Origin of the sequence: Acidovorax sp. sic0104 (assembly GCF_019219095.1) — a bacterium.
Classification (GTDB): Bacteria; Pseudomonadota; Gammaproteobacteria; order Burkholderiales; family Burkholderiaceae_C; genus Acidovorax.
Map to the genome: position 1 here is coordinate 17,496 of NZ_JAHUWH010000001.1, position 22,127 is coordinate 39,622.

The 22,127-nt window shown below is 67.0% G+C and carries 21 protein-coding genes and 1 tRNA gene; 9 read left to right on the forward strand and 13 right to left on the reverse strand.

Annotated features, from left to right (window positions below; all coding sequences use genetic code 11):
- Window positions 1–31: 31 nt before the first annotated feature.
- Genes KW835_RS00085 through KW835_RS00100 form a run of 4 tightly spaced genes read left to right on the forward strand, consistent with a single transcriptional unit; the run spans window position 32 to window position 5,419 of the window.
- Window positions 32–961 carry a hypothetical protein gene (locus KW835_RS00085; protein ID WP_218380263.1) on the forward strand — a complete coding sequence of 310 codons (930 nt, stop codon included), beginning with the start codon at window positions 32–34 and terminating at the stop codon, window positions 959–961.
- A complete protein-coding gene (locus KW835_RS00090) occupies window positions 958–1,806 on the forward strand; it encodes a hypothetical protein (protein WP_218380264.1) in 849 nt (282 codons plus the stop codon). The genes KW835_RS00085 and KW835_RS00090 overlap by 4 nt, the downstream gene beginning before the upstream one ends.
- Window positions 1,806–4,283 (forward strand): effector-associated domain EAD1-containing protein, encoded by a 2,478-nt coding sequence (locus KW835_RS00095; protein ID WP_255593155.1) that lies wholly within the window; start codon window positions 1,806–1,808, stop codon window positions 4,281–4,283. Before KW835_RS00090 ends, KW835_RS00095 begins: the two co-directional genes overlap by 1 nt.
- A complete protein-coding gene (locus tag KW835_RS00100) occupies window positions 4,280–5,419 on the forward strand; it encodes a caspase family protein (RefSeq protein ID WP_218380266.1) in 1,140 nt (379 codons plus the stop codon). The genes KW835_RS00095 and KW835_RS00100 overlap by 4 nt, the downstream gene beginning before the upstream one ends.
- A 392-nt stretch (window positions 5,420–5,811) precedes the next feature.
- Here KW835_RS00100 and KW835_RS00105 read toward each other — a convergent pair.
- Window positions 5,812–5,901 (reverse strand) — tRNA-Ser (locus KW835_RS00105).
- Between the two features lie 246 nt (window positions 5,902–6,147).
- Here KW835_RS00105 and azu point away from each other — a divergent pair.
- Window positions 6,148–6,597, forward strand: coding sequence for an azurin (gene azu, locus KW835_RS00110; protein ID WP_218380267.1), 450 nt, complete (start codon window positions 6,148–6,150; stop codon window positions 6,595–6,597).
- 104 nt (window positions 6,598–6,701) lie between these two features.
- On the opposite strand, the gene serS is transcribed toward azu, so the two are convergent.
- Together serS and KW835_RS00120 are read right to left on the reverse strand one after the other, a co-directional pair.
- Window positions 6,702–8,027, reverse strand: a complete 1,326-nt coding sequence (gene serS, locus KW835_RS00115) for a serine--tRNA ligase (RefSeq protein ID WP_218380268.1) — start codon at window positions 8,025–8,027, stop codon at window positions 6,702–6,704.
- Between the two features lie 147 nt (window positions 8,028–8,174).
- Window positions 8,175–9,119, reverse strand: coding sequence for a threonine/serine dehydratase (locus KW835_RS00120; RefSeq protein WP_218380269.1), 945 nt, complete (start codon window positions 9,117–9,119; stop codon window positions 8,175–8,177).
- A 194-nt stretch (window positions 9,120–9,313) separates the two neighbouring features.
- Here KW835_RS00120 and KW835_RS00125 point away from each other — a divergent pair, with 194 nt between their 5' ends.
- Window positions 9,314–10,009, forward strand: a complete 696-nt coding sequence (locus tag KW835_RS00125; RefSeq protein ID WP_218380270.1) for an HPP family protein — start codon at window positions 9,314–9,316, stop codon at window positions 10,007–10,009.
- A gap of 246 nt (window positions 10,010–10,255) precedes the next feature.
- Here KW835_RS00125 and ispH read toward each other — a convergent pair whose 3' ends face one another.
- Entirely contained in the window at window positions 10,256–11,251 is a 996-nt protein-coding gene (gene ispH, locus KW835_RS00130; protein ID WP_218380271.1) for a 4-hydroxy-3-methylbut-2-enyl diphosphate reductase, read from the reverse strand.
- The gene (locus tag KW835_RS00135) at window positions 11,251–11,715 is read right to left on the reverse strand and encodes a peptidylprolyl isomerase (RefSeq protein WP_218380272.1); all 465 of its coding nucleotides are present in this window, start codon (window positions 11,713–11,715) and stop codon (window positions 11,251–11,253) included. The genes ispH and KW835_RS00135 overlap by 1 nt, the downstream gene beginning before the upstream one ends.
- Window positions 11,716–11,804: 89 nt before the next feature.
- Here KW835_RS00135 and radC point away from each other — a divergent pair, with 89 nt between their 5' ends.
- Both radC and KW835_RS00145 read left to right on the forward strand, forming a co-directional pair.
- On the forward strand, window positions 11,805–12,518 hold the full coding sequence (radC, locus tag KW835_RS00140) for a DNA repair protein RadC (RefSeq protein WP_218380273.1): 714 nt from the start codon (window positions 11,805–11,807) through the stop codon (window positions 12,516–12,518).
- A gap of 182 nt (window positions 12,519–12,700) precedes the next feature.
- The gene (locus KW835_RS00145; protein WP_370633570.1) at window positions 12,701–13,489 is read left to right on the forward strand and encodes a Smr/MutS family protein; all 789 of its coding nucleotides are present in this window, start codon (window positions 12,701–12,703) and stop codon (window positions 13,487–13,489) included.
- A 38-nt stretch (window positions 13,490–13,527) separates the two neighbouring features.
- Here the strand turns inward: KW835_RS00145 and KW835_RS00150 are convergent, their stop codons facing one another.
- Genes KW835_RS00150 through KW835_RS00160 form a run of 3 tightly spaced genes read right to left on the reverse strand, consistent with a single transcriptional unit; the run spans window position 13,528 to window position 16,450 of the window.
- Window positions 13,528–15,042 (reverse strand): sensor histidine kinase, encoded by a 1,515-nt coding sequence (locus tag KW835_RS00150; RefSeq protein ID WP_255593156.1) that lies wholly within the window; start codon window positions 15,040–15,042, stop codon window positions 13,528–13,530.
- Complete coding sequence (locus KW835_RS00155) at window positions 15,042–15,716, reverse strand: response regulator transcription factor (RefSeq protein WP_218380274.1); 675 nt, start codon at window positions 15,714–15,716, stop codon at window positions 15,042–15,044. Before KW835_RS00155 ends, KW835_RS00150 begins: the two co-directional genes overlap by 1 nt.
- Window positions 15,716–16,450, reverse strand: coding sequence for a PepSY domain-containing protein (locus KW835_RS00160; RefSeq protein ID WP_218380275.1), 735 nt, complete (start codon window positions 16,448–16,450; stop codon window positions 15,716–15,718). The genes KW835_RS00155 and KW835_RS00160 overlap by 1 nt, the downstream gene beginning before the upstream one ends.
- 207 nt (window positions 16,451–16,657) lie before the next feature.
- Between KW835_RS00160 and KW835_RS00165 the strand changes: the two genes are divergently transcribed.
- Complete coding sequence (locus KW835_RS00165) at window positions 16,658–17,302, forward strand: PepSY domain-containing protein (RefSeq protein WP_218380276.1); 645 nt, start codon at window positions 16,658–16,660, stop codon at window positions 17,300–17,302.
- Window positions 17,303–17,349: 47 nt separating this feature from the next.
- Here KW835_RS00165 and KW835_RS00170 read toward each other — a convergent pair whose 3' ends face one another.
- From KW835_RS00170 to KW835_RS00190, 5 genes are all read right to left on the reverse strand, one after another.
- Complete coding sequence (locus KW835_RS00170) at window positions 17,350–19,419, reverse strand: bifunctional 2',3'-cyclic-nucleotide 2'-phosphodiesterase/3'-nucleotidase (RefSeq protein WP_218380277.1); 2,070 nt, start codon at window positions 19,417–19,419, stop codon at window positions 17,350–17,352.
- A gap of 100 nt (window positions 19,420–19,519) precedes the next feature.
- Window positions 19,520–19,747 carry a hypothetical protein gene (locus tag KW835_RS00175; protein ID WP_218380278.1) on the reverse strand — a complete coding sequence of 76 codons (228 nt, stop codon included), beginning with the start codon at window positions 19,745–19,747 and terminating at the stop codon, window positions 19,520–19,522.
- 13 nt (window positions 19,748–19,760) lie between these two features.
- The gene (locus KW835_RS00180) at window positions 19,761–20,249 is read right to left on the reverse strand and encodes a RidA family protein (protein ID WP_218380279.1); all 489 of its coding nucleotides are present in this window, start codon (window positions 20,247–20,249) and stop codon (window positions 19,761–19,763) included.
- Window positions 20,250–20,313: 64 nt separating this feature from the next.
- Window positions 20,314–20,883 (reverse strand): DUF2199 domain-containing protein, encoded by a 570-nt coding sequence (locus KW835_RS00185; protein WP_218380280.1) that lies wholly within the window; start codon window positions 20,881–20,883, stop codon window positions 20,314–20,316.
- Window positions 20,884–20,936: 53 nt separating this feature from the next.
- Window positions 20,937–22,028 (reverse strand): M48 family metalloprotease, encoded by a 1,092-nt coding sequence (locus tag KW835_RS00190; RefSeq protein ID WP_218380281.1) that lies wholly within the window; start codon window positions 22,026–22,028, stop codon window positions 20,937–20,939.
- Between the last annotated feature and the right edge of the window lie 99 nt (window positions 22,029–22,127).

A 22,127-nucleotide genomic window follows, 5' to 3' on the forward strand; every position in this document is an offset into this window, starting at 1 on the left:
TTGCTCGCACCACGGTTGCTACGCACCCACCATGACGTGCGTGCGCGGCGAGGAGCCCGAGGATTGCCCTCACTTCGCGAACGGGGCGGCGGCCGCTGATGCTGAGGCTCCGGCGGAAGATGGCGAAGGCGCCGGACATCAGCTTCGCTTTCCGTGGACCGGCAACGCCATGGGGCCAGCCGATCTGCCCTACGTGGCTGGTGCTTCCAAGTTGAAGTTGCTGACGCTCGCTGGTGCGTCGGACGCTGGCAAGACCTCGCTACTCGCGGCGTTCTACCTGCTGATCGCCCGGGGCATCCGGCCCGATGGCGTCGAGTTCGCAGGCTCTGTGACCCTGGAAGGCTGGGAGAACATCGCCGGGAGCTTGCGCTGGACTTCGACCAGTGGCCCCACGTTCCCGCCCCATACCGCTACGGGTGGCGGCCGTTACCCCGGGATGCTCCACCTTGCTCTGGATACGCGGCAGGGGCGGTGCGAGCTGGTGGCAGCCGATGCTCCCGGTGAATGGTTCAGCTACTGGGCCTCCAACCAAGCCAGCCCACAGGGCGAGGGTGCGCGTTGGCTTTCCGAGCGTACGGATGTCTTCCTTGTGATCGCAGACTCTCAGGCTCTGGCGGGGTCTGAACGAGGGCAGGCCCGTGTTGCCTTGGTCAACCTCCTTCGTCGCATCGGCACAGAAGCAGCGGGTCGACCGGTCGCGCTCGTGTGGACGAAATGCGACGTGACCGTGTCGCCTGAAATGGAAACGCGAATCAACGAGGCTGCCCAGCGCAGCCTCGACCGATACCAGGAGTTTCGCGTCAGCATGCTCCCGGCACCCGGTGAAGAATCGCGGAACCGCGGCCGGGGGATTGTCGAGCTGCTGGCGTGGATCCTGTCGGCCAAGCCCGCGCTGGTCGCACGCGAGGAGCGCGAAGACGCGAGTCGAGCCCTTTTTCAGACATTTGGAGTGTTTGCATGAGCGGCTCCGATGTCAACGTTCGCATAGCGCTGTTCGGCGAATCCGATAACGGCAAAAGCCACTACGGCGCGCAATTGCTCGAGCGCATCGAAGCTGAAAAGTGTGAGATCAAGCTGCGAGTGGCTGCGGCGGACGTCTCCGCTTTCGACGAGGTGCGCCGGCGCCTCAGTGCGGGCTTGCTGGCAGAGCACACGCCATCGGGCGTCTATCAGGACGTGATCTTGCCGGTCGTCGATGCGGCAGGCCGGGCGATGGATTTGACTTGGCCGGACTACGCCGGCGAGCAGGTCCGGCAGCTTATCGACAGCCGGGCTATGAAGCAAGAGTGGCTGGACCGGACGCAGACCGCTCACGGGTGGGTCTTGATCGTGCGCTCCAAACTGGCGAAAGGCGACGACGACATCTTCAGCAAGCCGCTGGCGCATGTAGTGCGTACGCACGATGGCGAGGCGAAAAAGCCGAGGCGCTCCATTCAGGCGCGCTTGGTGGAACTCCTCCAAATGCTGCTGCACGCTCGCGGGCTCCACGAGCAAGGGCAGGTGCCGCCGCTGGTGGTGCTGCTGTCGTGCTGGGACGAGTTGAAGCTGCCCGAAGGCACCAAACCTAGTGATCTGCTCAATGAGCAGCTGCCGTTGCTGGCGTCGTTCGTGCGAAGCGCCTGGGGTGCGCGCGCCTCTGTGCTGGGCCTGTCCGCGCTGGGGGGCGAGCTGGACATGAAGCAAGCGGACGAGGCTTTCATCGACCGAGGCCCCGAGAACTCTGGTTTCGTCGTGGAGGCCGACGGCCGCCCGAATCCTGATCTGACGGTTCCCATCGTGCTCTTGGCCGACATGTCGGGGAATTGATGCGGCTGCACCAAGCGGTATATGGGGCGGCAGCCGGGCACGCGCTTCTCGTTGCGAGTGATGCAGGGCTTGCAGCGCAGTTCAGGAACGTCTCATGGCGCACCGACCTGCCGCAGACCTGCCCAGCCGGAGTTGAGTGGGCGCCGTATTTCCGGTTGATCAAGGAGGGCGTCTGGCTGATGTTGGTCCACACGCGCCGTGACGTCGCTGCCAGTCGTGGCGGCATGGTGCTGTCGAGGGCTGCCTTCATTCCGCTTGCCGATGTCGTGTCGCTTGGCGACTTACGCCCGATCGCGGCAATCCTCGAGTCGTCATGGTCCGAGGGTGACGGGCTCGAGCCCATCGAGCTAGGTGCTTTGTTGGATGTGGAGAACGCCGCTGAGCCGTCGCAGGGCGCGGTCGCGATCGCCACGGCGCTCAGCGGAACCGGGCCGAGACCTATCGTGGTCCGTCAGAGCCAGGGCCTCGAGGAGATCATGTTCGAGCTCTGGCGCAGAGCACCCCCAGAGTACAGAAGCAAGCTGACGTTCGGCCTCAGCTTCGGCCCCGACGACGTCCATGAACTTGCCGTGGTCTGCACGCCCGAAGCGCTGATTTCTCGCTGGCTGCCTGTGCAGTTGATCGATCTGCAGGTGTCGGTCGAGGCGGGAGCCCATGCCGCGACGATTCTGGATTCGCCTGGCGAGACGTCCGTCCGCGACTTTGCAAAGCAGGCCGGTCTTCGCCTGGACTCGCCGGTCGCCGTTGCTGTTGCCGTGCAGGCGCTCGAGCTTTGGCGCCGGCCGGACACCCCGGACGATGACATCCAGCTGCTGCGCATGCTGATCGATGCGAGTGACAAATCGGCGGCGGCCGAAGCCGTGAAGCTTGCGGCCACGAAGCGGGTTCTGGCTTCGGCGGCGGATTGGACCGTAGACAACGTGAAGGCGGTGCGCAACCTGGATTTCTCTGGGCTGGCAGAGGCGTCCATGCTTTCCGGCGCCGTCCAGTTGTGGGTCAACGACAAGGCCAGCACCGTCCATGCGGACGGCCTGCAGGAAGTTCTCGCTGCCTGGAACTCAGGCAAACCCACGCCGATGTGGTTGGCCGCGGTAGAGGCGGGCTTTCGTGCAGCGAGCGAGGCCAAGACGATTCAAAAACGCGGCTTTGAAACCGTCTGGCAACTGCTGAAGATCGAGGCTGCCCAATCGTCGAGACTGCTGTCGCTGCTCGATCCGGCCCACGAAAAGCGCGTGCTGGAAGTTGTGGACGATTCGGTTGCAGCCGGTGTCGCTGACGCGCTTGTGCCTAAGCTGCTTACCAAGGGATGGTGGCACATAGGTGGCGTCTTGCTGGCGCGTTCTCGCCCCCCCCTCGAAGCTGTGGAGGCAGCACTGGCTGCGTCGCCGGCCAGCAAGGCATCAGCGCAGGCGCTGTTGACCGGCGCGCTCAGCAAGGCCTGTGATGCGGAGGTGGTGGACGTCGCGATCGCCATCCAAGTTCAGCATGTGACCAAGATGGCTGCCCAGGCCTGTGTCCGCACGCCGTCCGTGCTGAAGCGCTTTGACTGGAAGCGCTTCGAGTGGTTCCTGCTGCTCAAACAGGCATTCGATCTGTCGCCTGACGTCTTGGATGCTTTGCCGAACCGCAACTCCGGCCTTGGCGAGACCATCGCCGCGCAGATAGCGGTCGAGTCGCTTTGGGGCGTGGTAGCGACCACGCCACTCGCCAACATCGTGGACGTCAGCGAGCGCGAGCGCGCCTGGGATCTCATTCCAAGCCTTCATTCGGCCAAGATCCTCGATGCGACCGCGCGCGGTTGGCTGGATCGATTTGAGCGCGAAGAGCAGGGCCTGGCTTCCGTGGAGCCCCGCCTCGCGGAGGTGATCGTCGCGATCGTCAAGCGCCGCGGCTATCTGATCGACGTCCTGCAGCGGGCGCCCGCGGCATTCCTGCTGTATCTGAACGAATTCGGCTTCGAGAGTGACAGGGAGGTCTATGACTTCCTGATGGATCTCAGCCAGAGCGCCCTGCGCCTCAGCGAGGCAGCCGCCAAGGCCTTGGGCGAGCTCATCAAGGCGAACGAATGGCGCAATGCGGCTCGCGATGCGAAGAATCTGCTCATTGTCCGAACGGACTTGAAACCGCTGTATCGCGAGTGCTATCGCTTGCTCGGTCCCATCGACATACTGTGGGTCAGCTTCAACCTTGGCTTGCCGTCGCCGCTCACCAAAACCGAGGCCTGGGACGCGTTCGAGACGGAGGCGGTGACGCTTTACCCGAGCGGGCCGTGGCACGACGAGCTATGGAGCCGCAGCGGCGGAGATCCGGGCGACCTGTCCAATGAAGGGTCTGGCCGCGCCAGCTGGCATCGCTGCATCCGGGGCTTGCGCAATGGAATGGTGCCGGGAGCGGAAGCCGTTCTTCACGTAATGGCCGCGCAGTACCCCTACAACGACACTCTACGGCAGCTCCAGCGGCAGCGCTTTTGGCCATGACTCAGAAAAAAAAGAACTTCGACGGTGGACGGGCGTTGGTCATCGGCATCGGCGAGGGATATTGCCCTTCGCTGCAATTGCCCAGCCTAGTCCGCAAGGACGCTGAAGCGGTGGCGCAGCTCCTGTGCGATCCCGCGCTGTGCGGTTACCCGTCCTCGCAGGTTCGGCTGCTGCTGGACGAGCAGGCGACCAAGTGCAATATCGTCGACGCACTGCGCGAGTTGGCGGCAATGGCGAAACCGGACGACACCGTCATTGTTTTCTTCTCAGGGCACGGCGGACGCAGGATTGGTGCACCCGAGTACGCCGGCTACCTCTACCCAGCGGACTACGTGCCAGGTGATCCAGAAGGCACAGGCTTGCTCGCGCAGGAGCTGACAGAACTGCTCGAGGCGATTCCCGCAGTGCGCGTGGTTCTGCTCATGGACGCCTGCCATGCCGAAGCCGCAGCGCACGTGAAGGCTGAAGGGGAATCCAAAGGCATGCTGTCGGGTCTTCGAGACGCCGCGCTTGAGAAGCTTTCCTCGGGCGCTGGGCGAGTGGTCATTGCTTCATGCAGAGAGACTGAGGTGTCGATGACCTCAACCTGGCGCGGGCACAGCCTGTTCACGCATTTTCTGCTCGAGGGGTTGCGCGGCCAGGCACCTGGCGCTGACGACGGGACGGTGCGTGTGCTGGATCTCTTCACGTTTCTTTCTGAGCAGGTCCCAGCGAATCCCGTCGGCGAGAAGATTCAACATCCTGTTCTGCGGGCCCGCACGGAGAACAATTTCCCACTCGCCCTGCGCAAGGGCGGCTGGTTCAAGGGGGAGGATGCGGCCGCAGTACAGGCACCAGCACCGGCCCCGGCTGCACCTGCATTGGAGACCGTGGCTCCAAGTTCACTCACGATCGACTGGCGCAAGGTCGCACCTGTCATGGCTCAGCTCTATCCCAGCGGGCCAGGGCACAACGAGATCTGGTCTCGTGCCGGCGGAGACCCATCGGCGCTTTCGCCGGCGGGCAATGGGCAGGCCGCCTGGCACGCGGCGCTCCGCCTGATCCACAACGGCGGCGGGGGCAATATCACGATGGGCGCGCTGCTGGACGCCGCTCTGAACGACTTTCCGGGAAACAGCCAGCTACGATCGATGTGAGCAGGTCGTAGCGATCCCGCGAATACTGAAGCTTCGACAGAGCTTCAGCGGTGGGCGACCCCTTTTGGGCGTCGAGTTCAGCAATGCGAACGACGGCACCCGCTGCCCAGCCGGCATCGCAGGATTGGAGCATGTTCTAGGCAGGTTGCGGGCATCAGACCGATGTGGCTCCAGGACCACTTCAGTAGTCGAGCTTCTTCGACATTCTTCGCCCATACGCTTGATCTGGCAACAGCTACAGCCGACTTCAAAATCAGGCCATCGATCGTTGAAGTCCAATGTAGTTCAGAAGCGCCTGACAGCAGCCACTATCCCATGGCACACCCAATGGCATACCCATTGCAACGTGAAACAAAAAACCCCAAGTGAATCAATCACTTGGGGTCATGTATTGGCGGAGAGGGTGGGATTCGAACCCACGGTAGTGTTGCCACTACGCCTGATTTCGAGTCAGGTACATTCGACCACTCTGCCACCTCTCCTGTGTGTCGAAGCCTGCGATTATAGCAGGAGTTTCAGATGCACCATCTACGCGAGCCCTCCCGGGGCCGCCGCCCGAAGGGCACGGAGATTTATCGGGAATCCCGCCGCATTCGCCCAGCTCTTGATGCAGGTCATGGGTTGCCAAAGGGCCTGGTGGCAGCATCCATGTCAGCCGGCAAAGCCTGCGAGCCCGAAAGATTGCGGCTCCTTTTTGCGTATTCCTCACCCCTTCAAGGACATCCACCATGCGATTCGCACACATCATCGTTGCAGCCTCCCTGTTCGCCGCAGGCACCGCCATCGCGGGGCCGTGCGACCTCGAGATCGAGAGCACCGACGCCATGAAATTCAGCAAGGACAGCCTGAGCGTTCCCGCCAGCTGCAAGAAAGTCACGCTCAAGCTGGTGCACACGGGCAAGTTGCCAAAGGCCTCGATGGGCCACAACTGGGTGCTGGCCAAGGCCGCAGACGTTCAGGGCGTGGCCAACGACGGCATTCCGGCTGGCGCTGACAAGGGCTACATCAAGCCCGGCGACGCGCGCGTGCTGGCCGCCACCAAGCTGATCGGGGGCGGCGAAAGCGACACCATCAGCTTCGATGCCACCAAGCTCAAGGTGGGCGAGGCCTACAACTTCTTCTGCTCGTTCCCTGGCCATATCGGACTGATGAAGGGCAGCTTCGCGTTGACCAAGTAGTCCGGCCACGCCTGGCCTGCGGTTGTTGCATTCACGGCAGCAGCCGCAAGAAAAAAGCCCGGTCGCACATGCGGCCGGGCTTTTTTTATGGGGTGCGTGGGTCGTCAGGCAGCGGCCGGCGCGAGGACCGCCACTCCGCCCAGGTAGGGGCGCAGCACTTCGGGCACGGTCACGCTGCCGTCTGCCTGCTGATAGTTCTCCAACACAGCCACCAGCGTACGGCCCACGGCCAGGCCCGAGCCGTTCAGGGTGTGCAGCAGTTCGTTCTTGCCCTGCGCGTTCTTGAAGCGGGCCTGCAGGCGGCGGGCCTGGAAGGCTTCGCAGTTGCTCACCGAGCTGATCTCGCGGTAGGTGTTCTGCGCGGGCAACCACACTTCCAGGTCATAGGTCTTGGCGGCGCCAAAGCCCATGTCGCCAGTGCACAGGCTCATCACGCGGTAGGGCAGACCCAGCTTCTGCAGCACGGCTTCGGCGTGGCGGGTCATTTCTTCCAGCGCGTCGTAGCTCTTGTCGGGATGCACGATCTGCACCATCTCGACCTTGTCGAACTGGTGCTGGCGGATCATGCCGCGCGTGTCGCGGCCGTAGCTGCCCGCTTCGGAGCGAAAGCACGGCGTGTGCGCCGTGAGCTTGATGGGCAGCTCGGACTCGGCCACCACCACGTCGCGCACGAAGTTGGTCAGCGGCACTTCACTGGTGGGGATGAGGTACAGCGCCGCGTTGTCCGGCACGGGCTCGCCGTCCTGGCCGCCCTTCTTGGCCGCGAACAAATCGCCTTCGAACTTGGGCAACTGGCCTGTGCCCTTGAGCGAATCGGCATTCACGGCGTAGGGCACATAGCATTCGGTGTAGCCGTGCTCCTGGGTCTGTACGTCCAGCATGAACTGGGCGAGCGCGCGGTGCAGGCGGGCGATGGAGCCCTTCATCACGGTGAAGCGCGAGCCCGAGAGCTTGACGCCCATGTCGAAGTCCAGCCCCAGCGGCGTGCCGACGTCTACATGGTCTTTCACTTCGAAATCGAAGGTGCCGGGCGTGCCCCAGCGGCGCACTTCCACGTTGCCGGCTTCGTCGCTGCCCACGGGCACGGATTCGTGCGGCAGGTTGGGCACTGCGACCAGCATGGCCAGCAGTTCGGCCTGCACTTGTTCCAGGCGGGCGGCGGATTGCTCCAGTTCCACCTTGCCTGCGGCCACCTGGGCCTTGATGGCTTCGGCACCATCCTTGTCGCCGCGGCTCATCAGCATACCGACCTGCTTGGACAGCTGGGTGCGCTGGGCCTGCAACTCTTCGGTGCGGGTCTGCAGCGTCTTGCGCTCGGACTCCAGGGCCTGGAACGCGGAGACATCCAGGAAGGCCTGGGGCTTTTTGCGGGTTTCCAGCCGCGCGATGGCGGTGTCGAGGTCTTTGCGAAGGAGAAGGATATCTAGCATGACTGGATTTTAGTTCCCCCCGCAATCCAATCCCCCTGAGTCGCTTCGCGCCTTCCCCCGTAGGGGGACGCACCCGCTGGCCTGGCACAGCCAGCTCCACGGGTGCGCTCGCGCAGGCAGTGCCAGATGCATGCGCTGCTTTCGGACTTAGCCGAGGCTGGTAGGGTCGAAGTTGGCGCCGCAAAGAATCAGGGCCACGGTCTCTTGCGGCTGGGGCTTGTACGCGCCGGTCTGCAGCGCGGCCAGGCCCAGTGCGGCGGCGGGCTCCACGGCCAGCTTGAATTCCTTCCACAGCCACAGTTGCGCGGCGCGGATGGCTTCGTCCGGCAGCAGCAGGGCGTCGTGCACATGGCGCTGGCTGACGGACCAGCCGATCGCGCCGATGCGGCGTGCGCCCAGGGAATCTGCGGCCACACCGCTGACGTCTACGTCCACCGGCTCGCCAGCGGAGCGGGCGGCATGCAGCGTGGGGGCGCGCTCGGGCTCAAGCGCCACGACGTGGGCGCGGCTTTCCACCCAGGCGGCCACGCCGCCGATGAGGCCGCCGCCGCCCACGCTGACCAGCACCGTGTCGGGCAGGCGGCCGCCCTGCTCCTCGATCTCTGCGGCCAGGGTGCCGGCGCCAGCGACAACCTCGGGCTGGTCATAGGCGTGTGCCTGCAGCGCGCCGGTGGCTTTCTGCCGCTCCACGCAGGCTTCAAAGGCTTGTGAATAGGCAGCGCCGGTAACCACCACCTCGGCCCCCAGCGATCGCAGGCGAACGCGCTTGGCCTCGGGCGATACCTCGGGCACGAAGACCTCGCAGCGCACGCCCAGCGCCTGGGCGGCGGCCGCCACGGCGATGCCGGCGTTGCCGCCGGACGCAATGATCACGCCGCTGTCGGGCACCGGGTTGGCCAGCAGCCGGTACAGCATGCCGCGCGCCTTGAAGCTGCCGCCCACCTGCAGGTGCTCCAGCTTGAGCCAGACCTCCGCGCAGTCCACCCCCAGGGACCGGCCGGGCACGCGCATCAGTGGCGTGGTTCGCAGAAAGCCAGGCTGGCGGTCTTGGATGTGGCGGCGGGCGTCGGCAATGGCGGCGCGATCGATCATGCGGGGGCTCCCAGGGACAAAAGGCAAGGCAGGCAGTGTAGGGGCTGTGCAGCGCCCCGGCAGCGTGCGGCAAGTCCGTGCGCTACACACCGATACACCCCGGCCCTGCGGTGGGCCATGGCAAGTGCCGATAACATGGCCAGGACCGCCGCCGGGACCTTGCTTGCTCTCGGGCGGTGCCACCAGGAGGCAGCATGTTCTTTGTTTTCGGCCCGTCAGGGCAGATGTACCGGGGTGGTCCGGAAAACCTGGCGCAGATCTCGGCGGTGCGGCGCGTGCAGCGGCCCCAGGCGCTGCGCACGCGCCAACTGGATGTGCCCACCGAGCCATTCCAGCCCCCCGCGCCCCTGCACCCCACGCCCGCGCCGCCCCAGAACCTGCGCCTGCAGGACGCAGTGAGCGCCTATGCCCAGACGGAGCAGGGCCCGCAGCAGGCCCGCCAGCCGCTGAGCAAGGTGAGCGATGTGATGACCACCGGCGCCCTGAGCGTGCAGCCCGGCCAGCGCGTCAACGATGCCTGGCAGGCCCTGGCCGAGCACAAGGTGGCCCAGGCCCCGGTGGTGGATGCGCTGGGCCGCGTCATCGGCCTGCTGGTGCGCGCCGACATGGCTCCGCTGGACCTGCTGCCCGAACCCGGCGCCGTGAAGCAGGCCATCGACCTGGCCCGCCGCCCCGTCTCGGATGTGATGGTGAGCCCGGTTCCCACGGTGGCCGCCGACACGGAACTGCGCCGCGTGGCGGCCGTGCTGCTGGACACGGGCCTGCCCGGCCTGCCGGTGACGGACGAGGCGGGCGTGCTGTCGGGCTTCATCTCGCGCACCGACATTCTGCGCGCGGTGGCGGCAGACCCGCCTCTGGACCTGTGGAGCGGGCCGGCTGTGGCGCTGTAAGGGCAAAAGGCACCAAAATACAAGCCAAAATGGCCGCCAGCGCTTTATGGAAAAGCGCCAATAGCTATCAATTATGTAGCAAGCCTGAAAAAAGGACCTGCGTGCTTCTATGGCTGGACGCAGCCGTACCCCATGCTTTCAAAAAATCAAAACCGCTCACTCTGAGCCCGCCCCAGCAGGGCGCAAGGCTTCGACAGGCTTAGCCCGAACGGCAGTGTTTGATGAATGACTGAGCGCCAACCCGTATCAATGCCCCGCAGGCCCGGTCTCCGGCGTGCGCTGGCTGATTTCCAGGCCCGTGGCCGCATCGATGCGCAGGCCCTTGGGCAGCGGGAATTTGATGGTCTCCTCGATGCCGTCCATAGTGCGCACCGACACCGCACCCAGCGCCTTGACGCGGTCGATCACGTCGCGCACCAGAATCTCGGGCGCCGATGCGCCCGCGGTCAGGCCGACGCGTGTGACGCCCTCGAACCATTCCGTGCGCAGCTCGTCGGCGCTGTCGACCATGTAGGCCCGCGTGCCCAGCCGGTCGGCCAGCTCGCGCAGGCGGTTGCTGTTGGAGCTGGTGGGGCTGCCCACCACGATGACCAGGTCCACCTGCGGCGACAAGATCTTGACGGCGTCCTGCCGGTTCTGCGTGGCGTAGCAGATGTCCTGCTGCTTGGGCTCGCGCACCTGCGGAAAGCGCGCACGCACGGCGGCGGTGATCTCGGCCGCGTCGTCCACCGACAGGGTCGTCTGCGTCACCACCGCGAGCTTGGCCGTCTGCAGCGGCTGCACGTGGGCCACATCGCCCACGTCTTCCACCAGATGGATGCCGTGGTCGAGCTGGCCCATGGTGCCCTCCACCTCGGGGTGGCCCTTGTGGCCGATCATGATGAACTCGTAGCCCTCCTTGGCGAGCTTGGCGACTTCGACGTGCACCTTGGTCACCAGCGGACAGGTCGCGTCGAAGATGGAAAAGCCCCGGGCCTCGGCCTCCAGTTGCACCGCGCGGCTCACGCCATGGGCGCTGAACACCAGCGTGGAGCCGGGCGGCACGTCGGACAGCTCCTCGATGAAGATCGCGCCCTTGGCCTTGAGGTCGTTGACCACGTAGGTGTTGTGCACGATCTCGTGGCGCACGTAGATGGGCGCACCGAACTTCTGCAGCGCGCGCTCCACGATCTCGATGGCGCGGTCCACGCCGGCGCAAAAGCCGCGCGGTTCGGCGAGCAGGATTTCTTGCGGGGCGGACATCACAGGATCCCGATCACTTGCACTTCGAACGTGACCGGCTGCCCGGCCAGCGGGTGGTTGAAGTCGAACAGCACCGCGCCATCCTCCCGCACCTGCAGCACCGCGCCCGCGTAGCTGCTTTGCCCGTCGGGCGTGGGGAACTGCACCACATCGCCCACGCTGTAGCGCTCATCGGGGTCGCCCAGCTGGTTGAGCAGCTTCTTGGCCACCCACTGCTGCATCTCGGTGTTGCGCTCGCCGAAGGCCTCGCCGGCGGCCAGCTCGAACGTGGCGCGGGTGCCTTCGGCCAGGCCCAGCAGGCGCTGCTCCATGGCGGGGGACAACTCGCCCGCGCCCAGGGACAGCGTGGCGGGTTTGTCGGCAAACGTGTTGATCACATCCCCCGCCGGGCCGGCCAGGCGGTAGTGCAGCGTGAGAAAGGAGCCCGGCTGCACCGTGGGAAGGGAGGCATCGATAGAGGTCATGAAAGTCCCGATAAACTGACTCGTATTGTAGAAAACCGGGCAAAGCCCTACGCCCGCTGATCCCTGACGGGTGCCGAAAACCCTGCGCCATGCCCCTCAAAGACCTCCCACCCGACGCGCAGCCCCGCGAAAAGCTGCTGGCCCGCGGCCCCGCCGCACTGGCCGATGCCGAACTGCTGGCCATCCTGCTGCGCACGGGCATCGTGGGCAAGGGCGTGCTGCAGATGGCGCAGGAGCTGCTGGAGCCCCCCTCCATCGACCCCGACACCGGCAAGGTCGCAGGGGGCTTTGACGGGATTGCCGGACTGCTGCACACCGGCCCTGCCGACCTCGAACGCATCAAGGGCCTGGGCCCCGCCAAGCGCGCCGAGCTGGTGGCCGTGCTCGAACTCGCCCGCCGGGCCCTGGCCCAGCAGCTGCGCGAGCGCGAGGTCTTCGACTCGCCCGATGCCGTCAAGCAGTATGTGCAGCTGCACCTGGCCGCCAAGGGCCACGAAGTGTTTGCCGTGCTGTTCCTCGACGCGCAAAACCGCCTGCTGGCCATGGAGGAGCTGTTTCGCGGCACGCTCACCCAGGCCAGCGTCTACCCACGCGAAGTGGTGCTGCGCGCCCTGCACCACCAGGCCGCCGCCGTGGTGCTGGCCCACAACCACCCCAGTGGCAGCGTGCAGCCCAGCCGCGCCGACGAGGCGCTGACCCAGACGCTGAAAACCACGCTGGCACTGGTGGATGTGCGGGTGCTCGACCACGTCATCGTGGCGCCCGGGCAGGCCCTGTCGATGGCGGAGAACGGGCTGCTGTGAAAGCTGGCGCTCCGCCACCCGCCCCCGTGCCCACGCCTGCGCCCTTCACGGCACTGCAGGCTGCACTGGCACGGGCCGGACGCACGACCGCCAGTGCGCCCCAGCCACCGGACGACATCGACCCCGCTGAACGGCCTGCCGCAGCCCCCACACCCACGACCCGCGCAACCCGGCGGGCCGCGCTGGCAAGCCAGCGGGCTGCCGCCAAGGCCGCCCAGCGCCCGCTGCAGCCCCCCCGGCCCCACGGCACTGCCGCCGGCGAAGCAGCGCCACCTGCAGCGGCCCACCGCCGTACACCGCCCACAAAACGACGGGCCAGCGAACGCCTCACGCAATTGCAGGACCTGGCCACGGTGGCCCGCCGCCTGCGCGAGGCGCAGGAGCGCGCGCAGGCAGAGGACAAGGCCCGGCGCGAGGCGGCCGCGCGGCAAGAGGCCGAGCGCCACCTCTTCAGCCGCAGCGTGGGCGCGGTGACACCGCTGCGCAATCCCAACCTCGCGCGGCTGCGCCGCCACCAGCCACCGCCGCTCCCGGTGCAGCACTGGCTGGACGAGGAGCGGGTGCTGATGGAATCGATCAGCGACGACTTCGACGTGAGCACCCTGCTCGACACCGACGACCAGCTCAGCTTCAGGCGCCCCGGCGTGGGCGTGGAGGTGACGCAGCGCCTGCGCGCCGGGCACTGGAGCATTCAGCGGCAGCTGGACCTGCACGGCCTGCGCGTGGACGAAGCGCGCGAGGCGCTGGGCGAATTCATCCGCCAGGCCCACAAGGCAGGCCTGCGCTGCGTGCGCGTTGTGCACGGCAAGGGCCTGGGATCGCCGGGCAGGAGCCCCGTACTCAAGAGCCGCGTGCAGCGCTGGCTGGTACAGAAAAGCGAAGTGCTGGCCTTTGTGCAGGCGCGGCCGATCGACGGGGGTGCAGGCGCGCTGGTGGTGTTGCTGCAGCCCGTGCATCCACGCAAGCGGTAAGGGTTGGTGCGCGGGCATCGGGCCGCACCGTGACCGCCTCAGCCCGGCTTGCTGCGCGCAGGGCTCAACAGACCCTGCATCTCCAACCGCACGCCCAGGCCCTTGAGCGCCTCACTCTTGCGCAGTTGCAAATGCCCTCCATAGGCCTGCACGATCTGGCTGGCAATCGCCAGGCCCAGCCCGCTGCCCTGCACGGATTCGTCAAAGCGCACACCACGCTCGCCCGCGCCCTGCAGTTGCTCGGGCGTCATGCCCGGGCCATCGTCCTCGATGTCCAGGTGCAGGCACGCGTACCCGCCACCGCCCTGCGTTGACAGCGGCGCAGAGGCCGCCATCGATACCGACACGGTCAGCCGCACCTGCGAAGCAGCCCACTTGCCCGCGTTGTCCAGCACGTTGCCCAGCACCTCTTCCAGATCCGCGCGTTCTCCGCGCCAGTGCAGCGGGCCGTTCGCGGCGTCTGCCAGCACCCAGTCCAGCTCCTGCGCGGCGTGCAGGCGCTCCATCATGCGCAGCAGCTGGGCCACGCAGTCGCGCACGTCCACTGCCTGGCCGGTGCTGCCGGGGTGGGCGTGCAATGCGTCGCTCAGGGTGCGGGCCTGGTAGCGGTCCACCAGCTGGGCCATGGCCTCGACCTGGTGCTGCACCTCGGCGCTGGGCACCTGCGGCTGCGCACTGGCCTGAGCGCTCAGCAAGGCCAGGGGCTTCTTGAGCGCGTGGTTCAGGTCCACCGCATGCGCCCGCGCGCGGGCCACGACGTGCGCGTTGTGCGCCAGCAGGCCTGCCAGCTCGTTCTGCAGGGGCTGCAGGTCGCGCCCCGTGGGGGCAGCCAGGTACCGTGCCACGTCGGACCCCGCACCCTGCGGCGCGCGCAGGTCGGCCAGCATCGCCTCCAGCCGGCGCAGTGGGGCCAACCCCACCCGCACCTGCAGCCACGCCAACCCGCCGGTGAGCAGCATCAGCACCAGCCCGGCCACCACGAGCGTACGGTCGATCTGCCGCATGCTGCTGTGCAACTGCGCAGCCGGGCCGTAGACCGTCAGCGTGACCTGCACGGGGGGCTGGCCCAGGCCGACCGGCTGGGTCAGCGCCAGCAGGGGTTCCTGCAACGGCCCCGTGGCCCTGTGCAGCGTGGCCGAGCCGGTGGTGGACACAGGCTCGGCCGGCAGGTTGTCCATGTCCCACAGCGAACGCGAACGCAGCACATCGCTGCCCGCCTGGGCGCGCCAGTACCACCCGGCGTAGATGGCGCTGAATTCATCGGCACCGCCGGTGGACTCCCGCAAGCCACCCTGGGGCCCCAGATGCAGCCGCGCGCCCACGCGCTGGGCCTTGTCGCGCAGCACCTGCTCGAAACTGGCCAGCAGGCTCTGGTGCATCTGCGTGCGCAGCCACAGGCCGCCGGCGCCGACCAGCAGCAGCATGGGAACCAGCGCCAGCAGCGCGATGCGCGTGGCCATCGGCCATTGGGCCAGCGCCAGCGCCCAAGCGGCGCCGCTGCCGGCCCTGGACGGCCCGGGCGGCTCAGACGGAGCGGAGGTTTCGATGCGCATCAGCCCTCCACGTCGGACGCCACCAGGCGAAACCCCTGCCCGCGCTCGGTCACCAGCTGCGGCGCGCCGCCGAGCTTTCGGCGGATGCGGCCTATCAGCACGTCCAGCGTGTTGGAGTCCGGGTCGAGGTCGCGCGCATACACGTGCTCGCTGATGTCGGCACGCGTGAGCAGCTTGCCCGGGTGGTGCATGAAATACGCCAGGATCCTGTGCTCCTGCGCCGTGAGCTGCAGGCTCTGGCCCAGCAGCGAAAAGCGGCCCTGCACCACGTCGTACTGCAGCGGGCCGGCCGCCAGCACGGCGGCGGCCGACCCGGCCGTGCGGCGCAGCATGGCCCGCAGGCGCAGCACGACCTCGTCCATCAGGAAGGGCTTGGTCAGGTAGTCGTCGGCCCCGGCGTTGAAGCCCGCGACCTTGTCGCTCCAGCGGTTGCGGGCCGTGAGCACCAGCACCGGCCAACTGCGGCCCGCGTCGCGCCAGTCGCGCAGCACGCTCAGCCCGTCCTTGAGCGGCAGGCCCAGGTCCAGCACCGCGGCGCTGTAGGCCTCGGCACTGCCGGCAAAGGACGCAGCCTCGCCGTCGTGCTCCACATCCACCGCAAAGCCCGCGGCCTCCAGCGCCACGCGCAGTTGCTGCGCCAGCGCCACATCGTCTTCCACCACCAGGATGCGCATCAGTCGTCCACCTTCTGCCGCGTGACTTCCAGGCTCACCGCGTCCACCTCCAGCTCCAGCTTGAAGCCGTTGGATTGCTGCAGCTCCACGCTGTAGTAGGGGCGGCGGCGGTGGTCCGTTTCCAGCTCCACCTCCAGCACCAGGCCCGAAAAGCGTGGCCGCAAGGATTCGAGCATGACGGCCATCGACTTGGGCGCAGCCGGCGTGCCCGCTGTTTGCGGCGGGGTCAGCACCTCGCCGGTGTTCACATCCAACAGCAATTTCATCTCGCCAGCGGGCTGGTCCGAGAGCTTGACCTCATACACCGCCTTGCCCTGCGCGTCGCGCTCGAACTCGGCATTCACCACGCGTGAACCGTAGCGCTGCTCCAGCTGCTTGATGTAGCGGGCCATCTGCGCCAGGCCGACTGGCTGCGTGGGCCAGTCGCGCTCCTGCGCGACGACCGAGCCCGTGGCCGCGTCCACCAGCACCTCGTGCTTGATGCCCCGGGCGTCGATGATCTTGATTTCGTAGCGCAGCTCGCCCTTGCGGCCGTGCTTGGTCTCCACGTCGATGACGCGCCCGCCGTACTGGCGGCTCATGTCCGCAATGATGCTGTTGAGGGGCTTGAGCTGCCCGCTCTGCACACCGCGCCGCGCCACATCCTGTTCGGCGGCAGGGGCTTGAGCGCAGGCCAGCGCCACCGTGGCACAGGCAGCTGCCTGCACCCAGGTCCGCAAAATTCCATTCTTCATCGCCGGGCCGCCCCAAGATGAAGAAGGCCCCCTCGGGGGGCAGTGACCACACGAAGTGGGGAACGTGGGGGCCATTTCCGTCATCGCGCGATTATTGCGGCTGGCATTAAACAAAGCATGAATGGGTGCTTCACCAAAGGTTTAGGAACAGTTGCGCACACTGCCTCCCAGTTCTTCAAACCCCTGCCACACCGAAAGGAAGCACCCATGAAAAAGACCGCTCTGACCTTGACCCTGGCCGCTGCCGCTGCCGCTGCCCTGCCGTCCATCGCCTTTGCCATGAGCGCGCAGGATGCGGTCAACGTGATAGCCCAGAACCACTACGTGGCGCCGCACGACCTGCAAAAGCAGTACGGCTACTGGACGGCCGAGGCCGTTTCCAATGACGGGGTGCGCGCCACCGTGCTGGTGAACGATGCCAACGGCAGCTTCACCGCCGTGCGGGCGGGCGCCGTGGGCACCACCCTGCCCAGCGTGGAGCGCGTGGCCCAGCAGGTGCGCGCCGCCGGCTACAGCTTCGTGTACGACGTGGAGCTGGACGACGGCTTCTGGCAGGCCAAGGCCCGCCAGTCCGTGACCAACCGCGAAAAGGTGGAGTTCGTGCTGCACCCCGTGACGCTGGAGGTGCTCAGCCAGGTGGGCCGCAGCGGCGGCACTGTGAACGGCCAGCCCGTGCTCAGCGCCGACCAGGTGCTGGCAACCCTGCAGAACGCGGGCTACACGCGCGTGCGTGGCATCGAGTACGAAGACGGCTACTGGGAAGCCGAAGCCACCAACACCGCCAACCTGGCGGTGGAACTGCGGGTGGATGCCGTGACGGGCGCGGTGCTGCGCGAACAGCTGGACGATTGAGCCACCCCGGCGGACAGGACGCTCTGAGCGTGCCCGCCCCCACTCCATCACTTGGACAGATCGACCGCGTACTTCGACGTGCCCTTGCCCGATCCATCATCGGCCGCCAGCAGCGACACATTGGCCAGGCCCGCGGCCTGCGCCACGGCAAGCGCATTGGCGCCAGAGCTGAACACCACAGGCCCCGCCACCGCGGCCTTGGCAAAGCGCCAGCTCTTGGCCGCACCGTTGGCCGCGCGCGTCACCGCCGGGTTCTTGCGGATGTAGTCGATCACCACGTCCCGGTTGGCATCGGGTGACGCCCAGATCGTGCCCGAGCCGTCGAGCTTGTCGATGAAGCTCTTGCCGCTGGTGGCGCGGTAGTTGTTGGTGGCGATCACGAACTCCTGCGCCACGTCGATGGGCTTGCCCAGGTAGGTCAGGTTCTTGATGCGGCTGCCCACGGGCTGCGTCACGTCGATCTCGTACTGCACGTCGGGCGTCGTGAACATGTCGAAGTTGTAGCCCGGGAAGGTGCTGATGAGCTGTTGCTCGCCAGTCTTGGCAGGGTCGATCTGGTTGAAGCGCTTGGCCGCGGCTTCGAGCCAGTTCTTGATGTCGCCACCGTTGACCTTCACCGCATACACCGTGTTGGGGTAGAGGTACAGGTCGGCCGCGTTGTTGATGGCCAGCGGTCCCACGGCCACGTCGGTGTAGTCGGCCCCGCCCTGGAAGCCGCTCTTGAACGGCGCGCTCACCGACAGCACGGGCAGCTGCGCATGCTGCGGCAGGCTGGCCTTGATGTAGGCGGCCACATAGGCCTGCTGCGCCTGGTTCACGATCTGGATCGCGCCCGGGTCGCCCACGTCGGCGAACAGCGTGCTCATGCGGAAATCAGTCTGGCCGATGGGTGTCTTCACGTACTGGATGGCCGCCTGGTGCTGGACCTCGACCAGCGGGGCGATGGTGCTGTCGGCGTCCACCGTCACGGTGGCGCCGGACGCGCTCTTGTTCTGGATGTTGCGCAGCTCGGACTTGCTGGCCGACTTGTTGACCACCCACTTGGCGCCGTCCCACTGCAGCGCCAACTGCACCACGCCCAGCGCCTTGCCCCAGGAGCTGGCCATCACCGCAGGCACGCCGTTCACGGTGCCGGCCTTGTGGTCCACGCCCGGCATATTGAAGCCGGGCGTGGCGGCCGTGTCGGGGAACACGCCGTGCTGGTGGCCCATGACCATCGCATCGATGCCCGCCACCTTCGAAAGATGCAGGCCGGGGTTCTCCATGGTGGGCGAATACGCCGCGCTGTCCATGCCGCCGTGCAGCAGCGCGATCACGATGTCGGCGCCCTTGGCGCGCAGCTCGGGCACGTACTTCGTCGCGGCTTCCACCGCGCCTTGCGTGGTCACCTTGCCTTCGAGGTAGCGCTTGTCCCAGTTCATGATGCCGGGCGTGGTGAAGCCGATCACGCCCACCTTGATGGGCAGCTTCACTTCCTTGCCGTCCGTGCCCTTGGCCACCAGCGTGCGTTCGAGCACGGTGTAGGGCTGCACCAGCGGCTTCTGGGTCTTGTTGCTGATCACGTTGGCCAGCACCATCGGAAAGCCCGCGCCCGCACACTTCCTGGTGGCGTCCACGCCATCGACCTCCAGCCCGCCGCCCAGCACCTGGTTGAGGAACGGCAGGCCGTAGTTGAACTCGTGGTTGCCCAGCGTGCCCGCGTCAAAGCCTAAAGCGCCCATGGCCTTGTACATGGACAGCTGCTGCGTGCAGGGGATGGGGCTGATGGTGGCCTCGTAGTCGGCCACCGCCGTGCCCTGGATGGTGTCGCCGTTGTCCACCAGAAGGGTGTTGGCAAACTCCTTGCGCGCGGCGCGCACCAGCGTGGCGGTGCGCTCGAAGCCGTAGCTCTTGTCCTCGGCCAGCTTGAAGTAGTCGTAACTGCGCACGTTGAAGTGCAGGTCGGTCGTCTCCAGCACGGCCAGCGTGGCGGTGGCGCCGGCGTTGCTGTTGTTGCCGCCCCCATCGCCGCCGCCGCATGCGGACAGCGATGCGGCCAGCGCCAGCACGCTCAAGGTGGCGGTGCGGCGCGACAGGTGCAGGATGGACGGAATATGGCGGAGTGTGCGTTCAGGCATGAACAAGGCCCTTGTTGAAACAAGCGACCGAGTGTCTGGCCCGGGTTTGACAGCGGTGTGACGTGGCGGAGCTGCCGCACGGGCCTGCGCAGGCGCAGGCTCAGGCGATGCGGTGCACGTCGCCGTTGTGGGGCGAGGCGCTTTCGTGGAACAGGTCTTCCAGGAACTGCGCGAGTTCGTGCTCTTGCACGAAGTCGGGGATCACGAAGCCCGAGGGCGTGCGCTTGCCATCGGCACCGACACGGTAGGCCTGCCACAGCGCTCCCTCGCGCCGCACTTCGACGATGCGGCCGAAGACATTGAAACGGGGGTGTGTCGGTGCATCCATCGACGGTTCTCCTTCAGGCAGCGGGGTGCGAAACCGTCGTGGTGGCAATCAGGTCCACCTCTACCGTGGCGTTCTTGGGCAGTTGCAGCACGCCCACCGAAGTGCGCGTGTGCGCCCCGGCTTCGCCCAGCACGGTGAAAAGAATTTCCGAGGCACCGTCCGCCACTTCGCTTTGCTGCGTGAACGCAGGTGCCGACTGCACATACACGGTGATGCGCAGGATGCCCTGCACCGCATCGAGCGACCCCAGCGCGCGCTGCAGCAGCGCCAGGGCCCGCATCGCACACACCTTCGCGGCCTTCTGCGCATCGGCCAGCGAAGCACTCGCACCGGCTGCGCCCGTGACCACCACGGTGTCGCCCACGCGCGGAATCTGGCCGCTCAGGTAGACGTGGCGGCCGTCGCGCACCAGCGGCACATAGTTGCCGCCGATCTTGATCTCGCCGTCGAAGCTGTAGCCCAGGGCCTGGGCCTGTTCCTTGAAACGTTGGTCGCGTGACATGAAAAATGAGGGGCTCGAAAAAAAGAAAGTAAAAGGATGACGTCGCTGGAGGAAACGCCCGGCGTCACGCCCCGAAAGGCAGGATCAGCGCATGGTGGCGCTCGGCGTCCATGCCCTTGCGCTGCTCCAGCGCCAGCGCGTGGCGCGATGCGGGCAGCAGGTAGGCCAGGGGCCGGCGGTCCGGGTCCATGTCAAGGCGCACGGCCAGGCCCTGCGTGGCGCGGTAGCCCTTGAGCTGGTTGGCCACGATGCCCTGGATGACGGGCGGCGTGCCGCCGCTTTCCTCGAAGAAGACGAGGTAGTCGTCGTGCTGCGCCTGTGTCACCTCGACCCAGACGCCCCAGCCGAAGTAGTCATCGCGGTACGTGAAGGGCACGGGCAGCACGCAGCGGATGAACCAGCGCTCGCCATCGAGCGTGCAGAAGTCCTGGTTGTAGCGCGCGCGGCGGTAGCGGTCCAGGTAGCTGAGTTCGAACACGGCGTCCGGCAGGCCGCAGCCGATGTCGGTGGCCAGCTCGTCGTGCCACTCGCCGCAGCTGCCGCACCGAAAGCCGGGGCGCTTGGCGGCCTTGCGAGGTTTGGCGGGCGGTGCAGTCTTGCGGGCGGTGGTCTTGCGGGCGGTGGTCACGGGCATGGCGGGCAGGTTGCGGTGGGACTGTGTCTGTGGCCCGCAATTTAACAGGCGCGTCAGGTATGCCGTGCGAAGGGATCGACGAGCGAGGCCAGTGTCACGCCGGCCGGCTGCCCTGCGGTTTCAGGGCGCCAGGCGGGCTCCGGGGCAGCAGCGACGGGCGCGACCTTGATCGGCTGCATGCTGCGCCCGTAGAGGCGCTGCACGCGCTCGTCGAGCGTGGGGTGCGAGTCGAGCCAGCGCTCCATGCGGCCGCCGCTGTCCAGGTCCACCAGCAGCATGTGCTGCACTGAGGGATGGTTCAGGCCCGTGTGGCTGTGCTGCTCGTAGCCGCGCGGCATGTCGCGCCGCTGGGCCATGACCTTGCGCAGCACGCCACCCAGGCCGTCGCGGCTGCGCGTCCACTGCACGGCGCGGGCGTCGGCCAGGTACTCGCGCTGGCGCGACACGGCCGCCTTGAGAACACGGCCGGTGAACCAGCCCGCGAAGCCCGCGAGCATGATGGCCGAGCCGAACCACCACGACAGCCCCCTGCGCTCGCGCAGCGTGTCGCCGAAGTTGTAGACCAGCTCCAGGCCGAACACCATGCCGGCCAGCTGCATCTTCAGGCGCGTGTCGCCCTCGTGCAGATGGCTCAGCTCGTGCGCGACCATGCCCTGCATCTCCTCGCGGTTCAGGTAGTCCAGGGCGCCCTGCGTCACGGCGATCACGGCGTCGCTCTCGTCCCAGCCGGCGGCAAACGCGTTGATCGCATCGGTGCGCGGCATCACCATGATTTCGGGGCGCGGCATGTGGGCGGCAATGCACAGCTCGTCGACGATGTTGGACAGGCGCTGCTCGGCATGCGAGAGCGAGGGCCGCAGTTCGCGCGCGCCCACCCGCCTGGCCAGCTTGACGCCGCCCGCGCGCAGGTTGGACGTCTCCACCCACCAGCCGCCCAGAACCAGCATGAGCGACACGCCCACGTTGGCGGCGAGAAAGCCGTGGGGAAACGGCAGCCGCCCCGGCAGCACCGCCGCCATCAGCACCCAGGCCAGCGCGAGTGCGGCATGAACGGCCACGATAAGCACCGCCACCGCGAGCGCAAAGCCCAGCAGCAGGCGGTGCGTCTCGCTGCGCGCATCCGCCTGGTGGTCCCAGAATTTCATGGCCCCTCCCTGTATGAGATTTTCTCGCGCAAGCCTTCAGGCCGCCTGCGGCCACGGCCGAAGCTGCCGTGGTGTCCGCCGGCGCACCCCGCCCGCGCC

Bases quoted from the DNA above. Each gene is read 5' to 3' on its own strand.
- KW835_RS00150 (WP_255593156.1), bottom strand. From the start codon at position 15,042: ATGCGCATCGAAACCTCCGCTCCGTCTGAGCCGCCCGGGCCGTCCAGG.
- KW835_RS00100 (WP_218380266.1), top strand. From the start codon at position 4,280: ATGACTCAGAAAAAAAAGAACTTCGACGGTGGACGGGCGTTGGTCATC.
- KW835_RS00180 (WP_218380279.1), bottom strand. From the start codon at position 20,249: ATGTCACGCGACCAACGTTTCAAGGAACAGGCCCAGGCCCTGGGCTAC.
- KW835_RS00125 (WP_218380270.1), top strand. From the start codon at position 9,314: ATGTTCTTTGTTTTCGGCCCGTCAGGGCAGATGTACCGGGGTGGTCCG.
- KW835_RS00135 (WP_218380272.1), bottom strand. From the start codon at position 11,715: ATGACCTCTATCGATGCCTCCCTTCCCACGGTGCAGCCGGGCTCCTTT.
- KW835_RS00165 (WP_218380276.1), top strand. From the start codon at position 16,658: ATGAAAAAGACCGCTCTGACCTTGACCCTGGCCGCTGCCGCTGCCGCT.
- KW835_RS00155 (WP_218380274.1), bottom strand. From the start codon at position 15,716: ATGCGCATCCTGGTGGTGGAAGACGATGTGGCGCTGGCGCAGCAACTG.
- ispH (WP_218380271.1), bottom strand. From the start codon at position 11,251: ATGTCCGCCCCGCAAGAAATCCTGCTCGCCGAACCGCGCGGCTTTTGC.
- KW835_RS00090 (WP_218380264.1), top strand. From the start codon at position 958: ATGAGCGGCTCCGATGTCAACGTTCGCATAGCGCTGTTCGGCGAATCC.
- radC (WP_218380273.1), top strand. From the start codon at position 11,805: ATGCCCCTCAAAGACCTCCCACCCGACGCGCAGCCCCGCGAAAAGCTG.
- KW835_RS00085 (WP_218380263.1), top strand. From the start codon at position 32: ATGACGTGCGTGCGCGGCGAGGAGCCCGAGGATTGCCCTCACTTCGCG.
- KW835_RS00190 (WP_218380281.1), bottom strand. From the start codon at position 22,028: ATGAAATTCTGGGACCACCAGGCGGATGCGCGCAGCGAGACGCACCGC.
- KW835_RS00095 (WP_255593155.1), top strand. From the start codon at position 1,806: ATGCGGCTGCACCAAGCGGTATATGGGGCGGCAGCCGGGCACGCGCTT.
- KW835_RS00175 (WP_218380278.1), bottom strand. From the start codon at position 19,747: ATGGATGCACCGACACACCCCCGTTTCAATGTCTTCGGCCGCATCGTC.
- azu (WP_218380267.1), top strand. From the start codon at position 6,148: ATGCGATTCGCACACATCATCGTTGCAGCCTCCCTGTTCGCCGCAGGC.
- KW835_RS00170 (WP_218380277.1), bottom strand. From the start codon at position 19,419: ATGCCTGAACGCACACTCCGCCATATTCCGTCCATCCTGCACCTGTCG.
- KW835_RS00120 (WP_218380269.1), bottom strand. From the start codon at position 9,119: ATGATCGATCGCGCCGCCATTGCCGACGCCCGCCGCCACATCCAAGAC.
- KW835_RS00160 (WP_218380275.1), bottom strand. From the start codon at position 16,450: ATGAAGAATGGAATTTTGCGGACCTGGGTGCAGGCAGCTGCCTGTGCC.
- serS (WP_218380268.1), bottom strand. From the start codon at position 8,027: ATGCTAGATATCCTTCTCCTTCGCAAAGACCTCGACACCGCCATCGCG.
- KW835_RS00185 (WP_218380280.1), bottom strand. From the start codon at position 20,883: ATGCCCGTGACCACCGCCCGCAAGACCACCGCCCGCAAGACTGCACCG.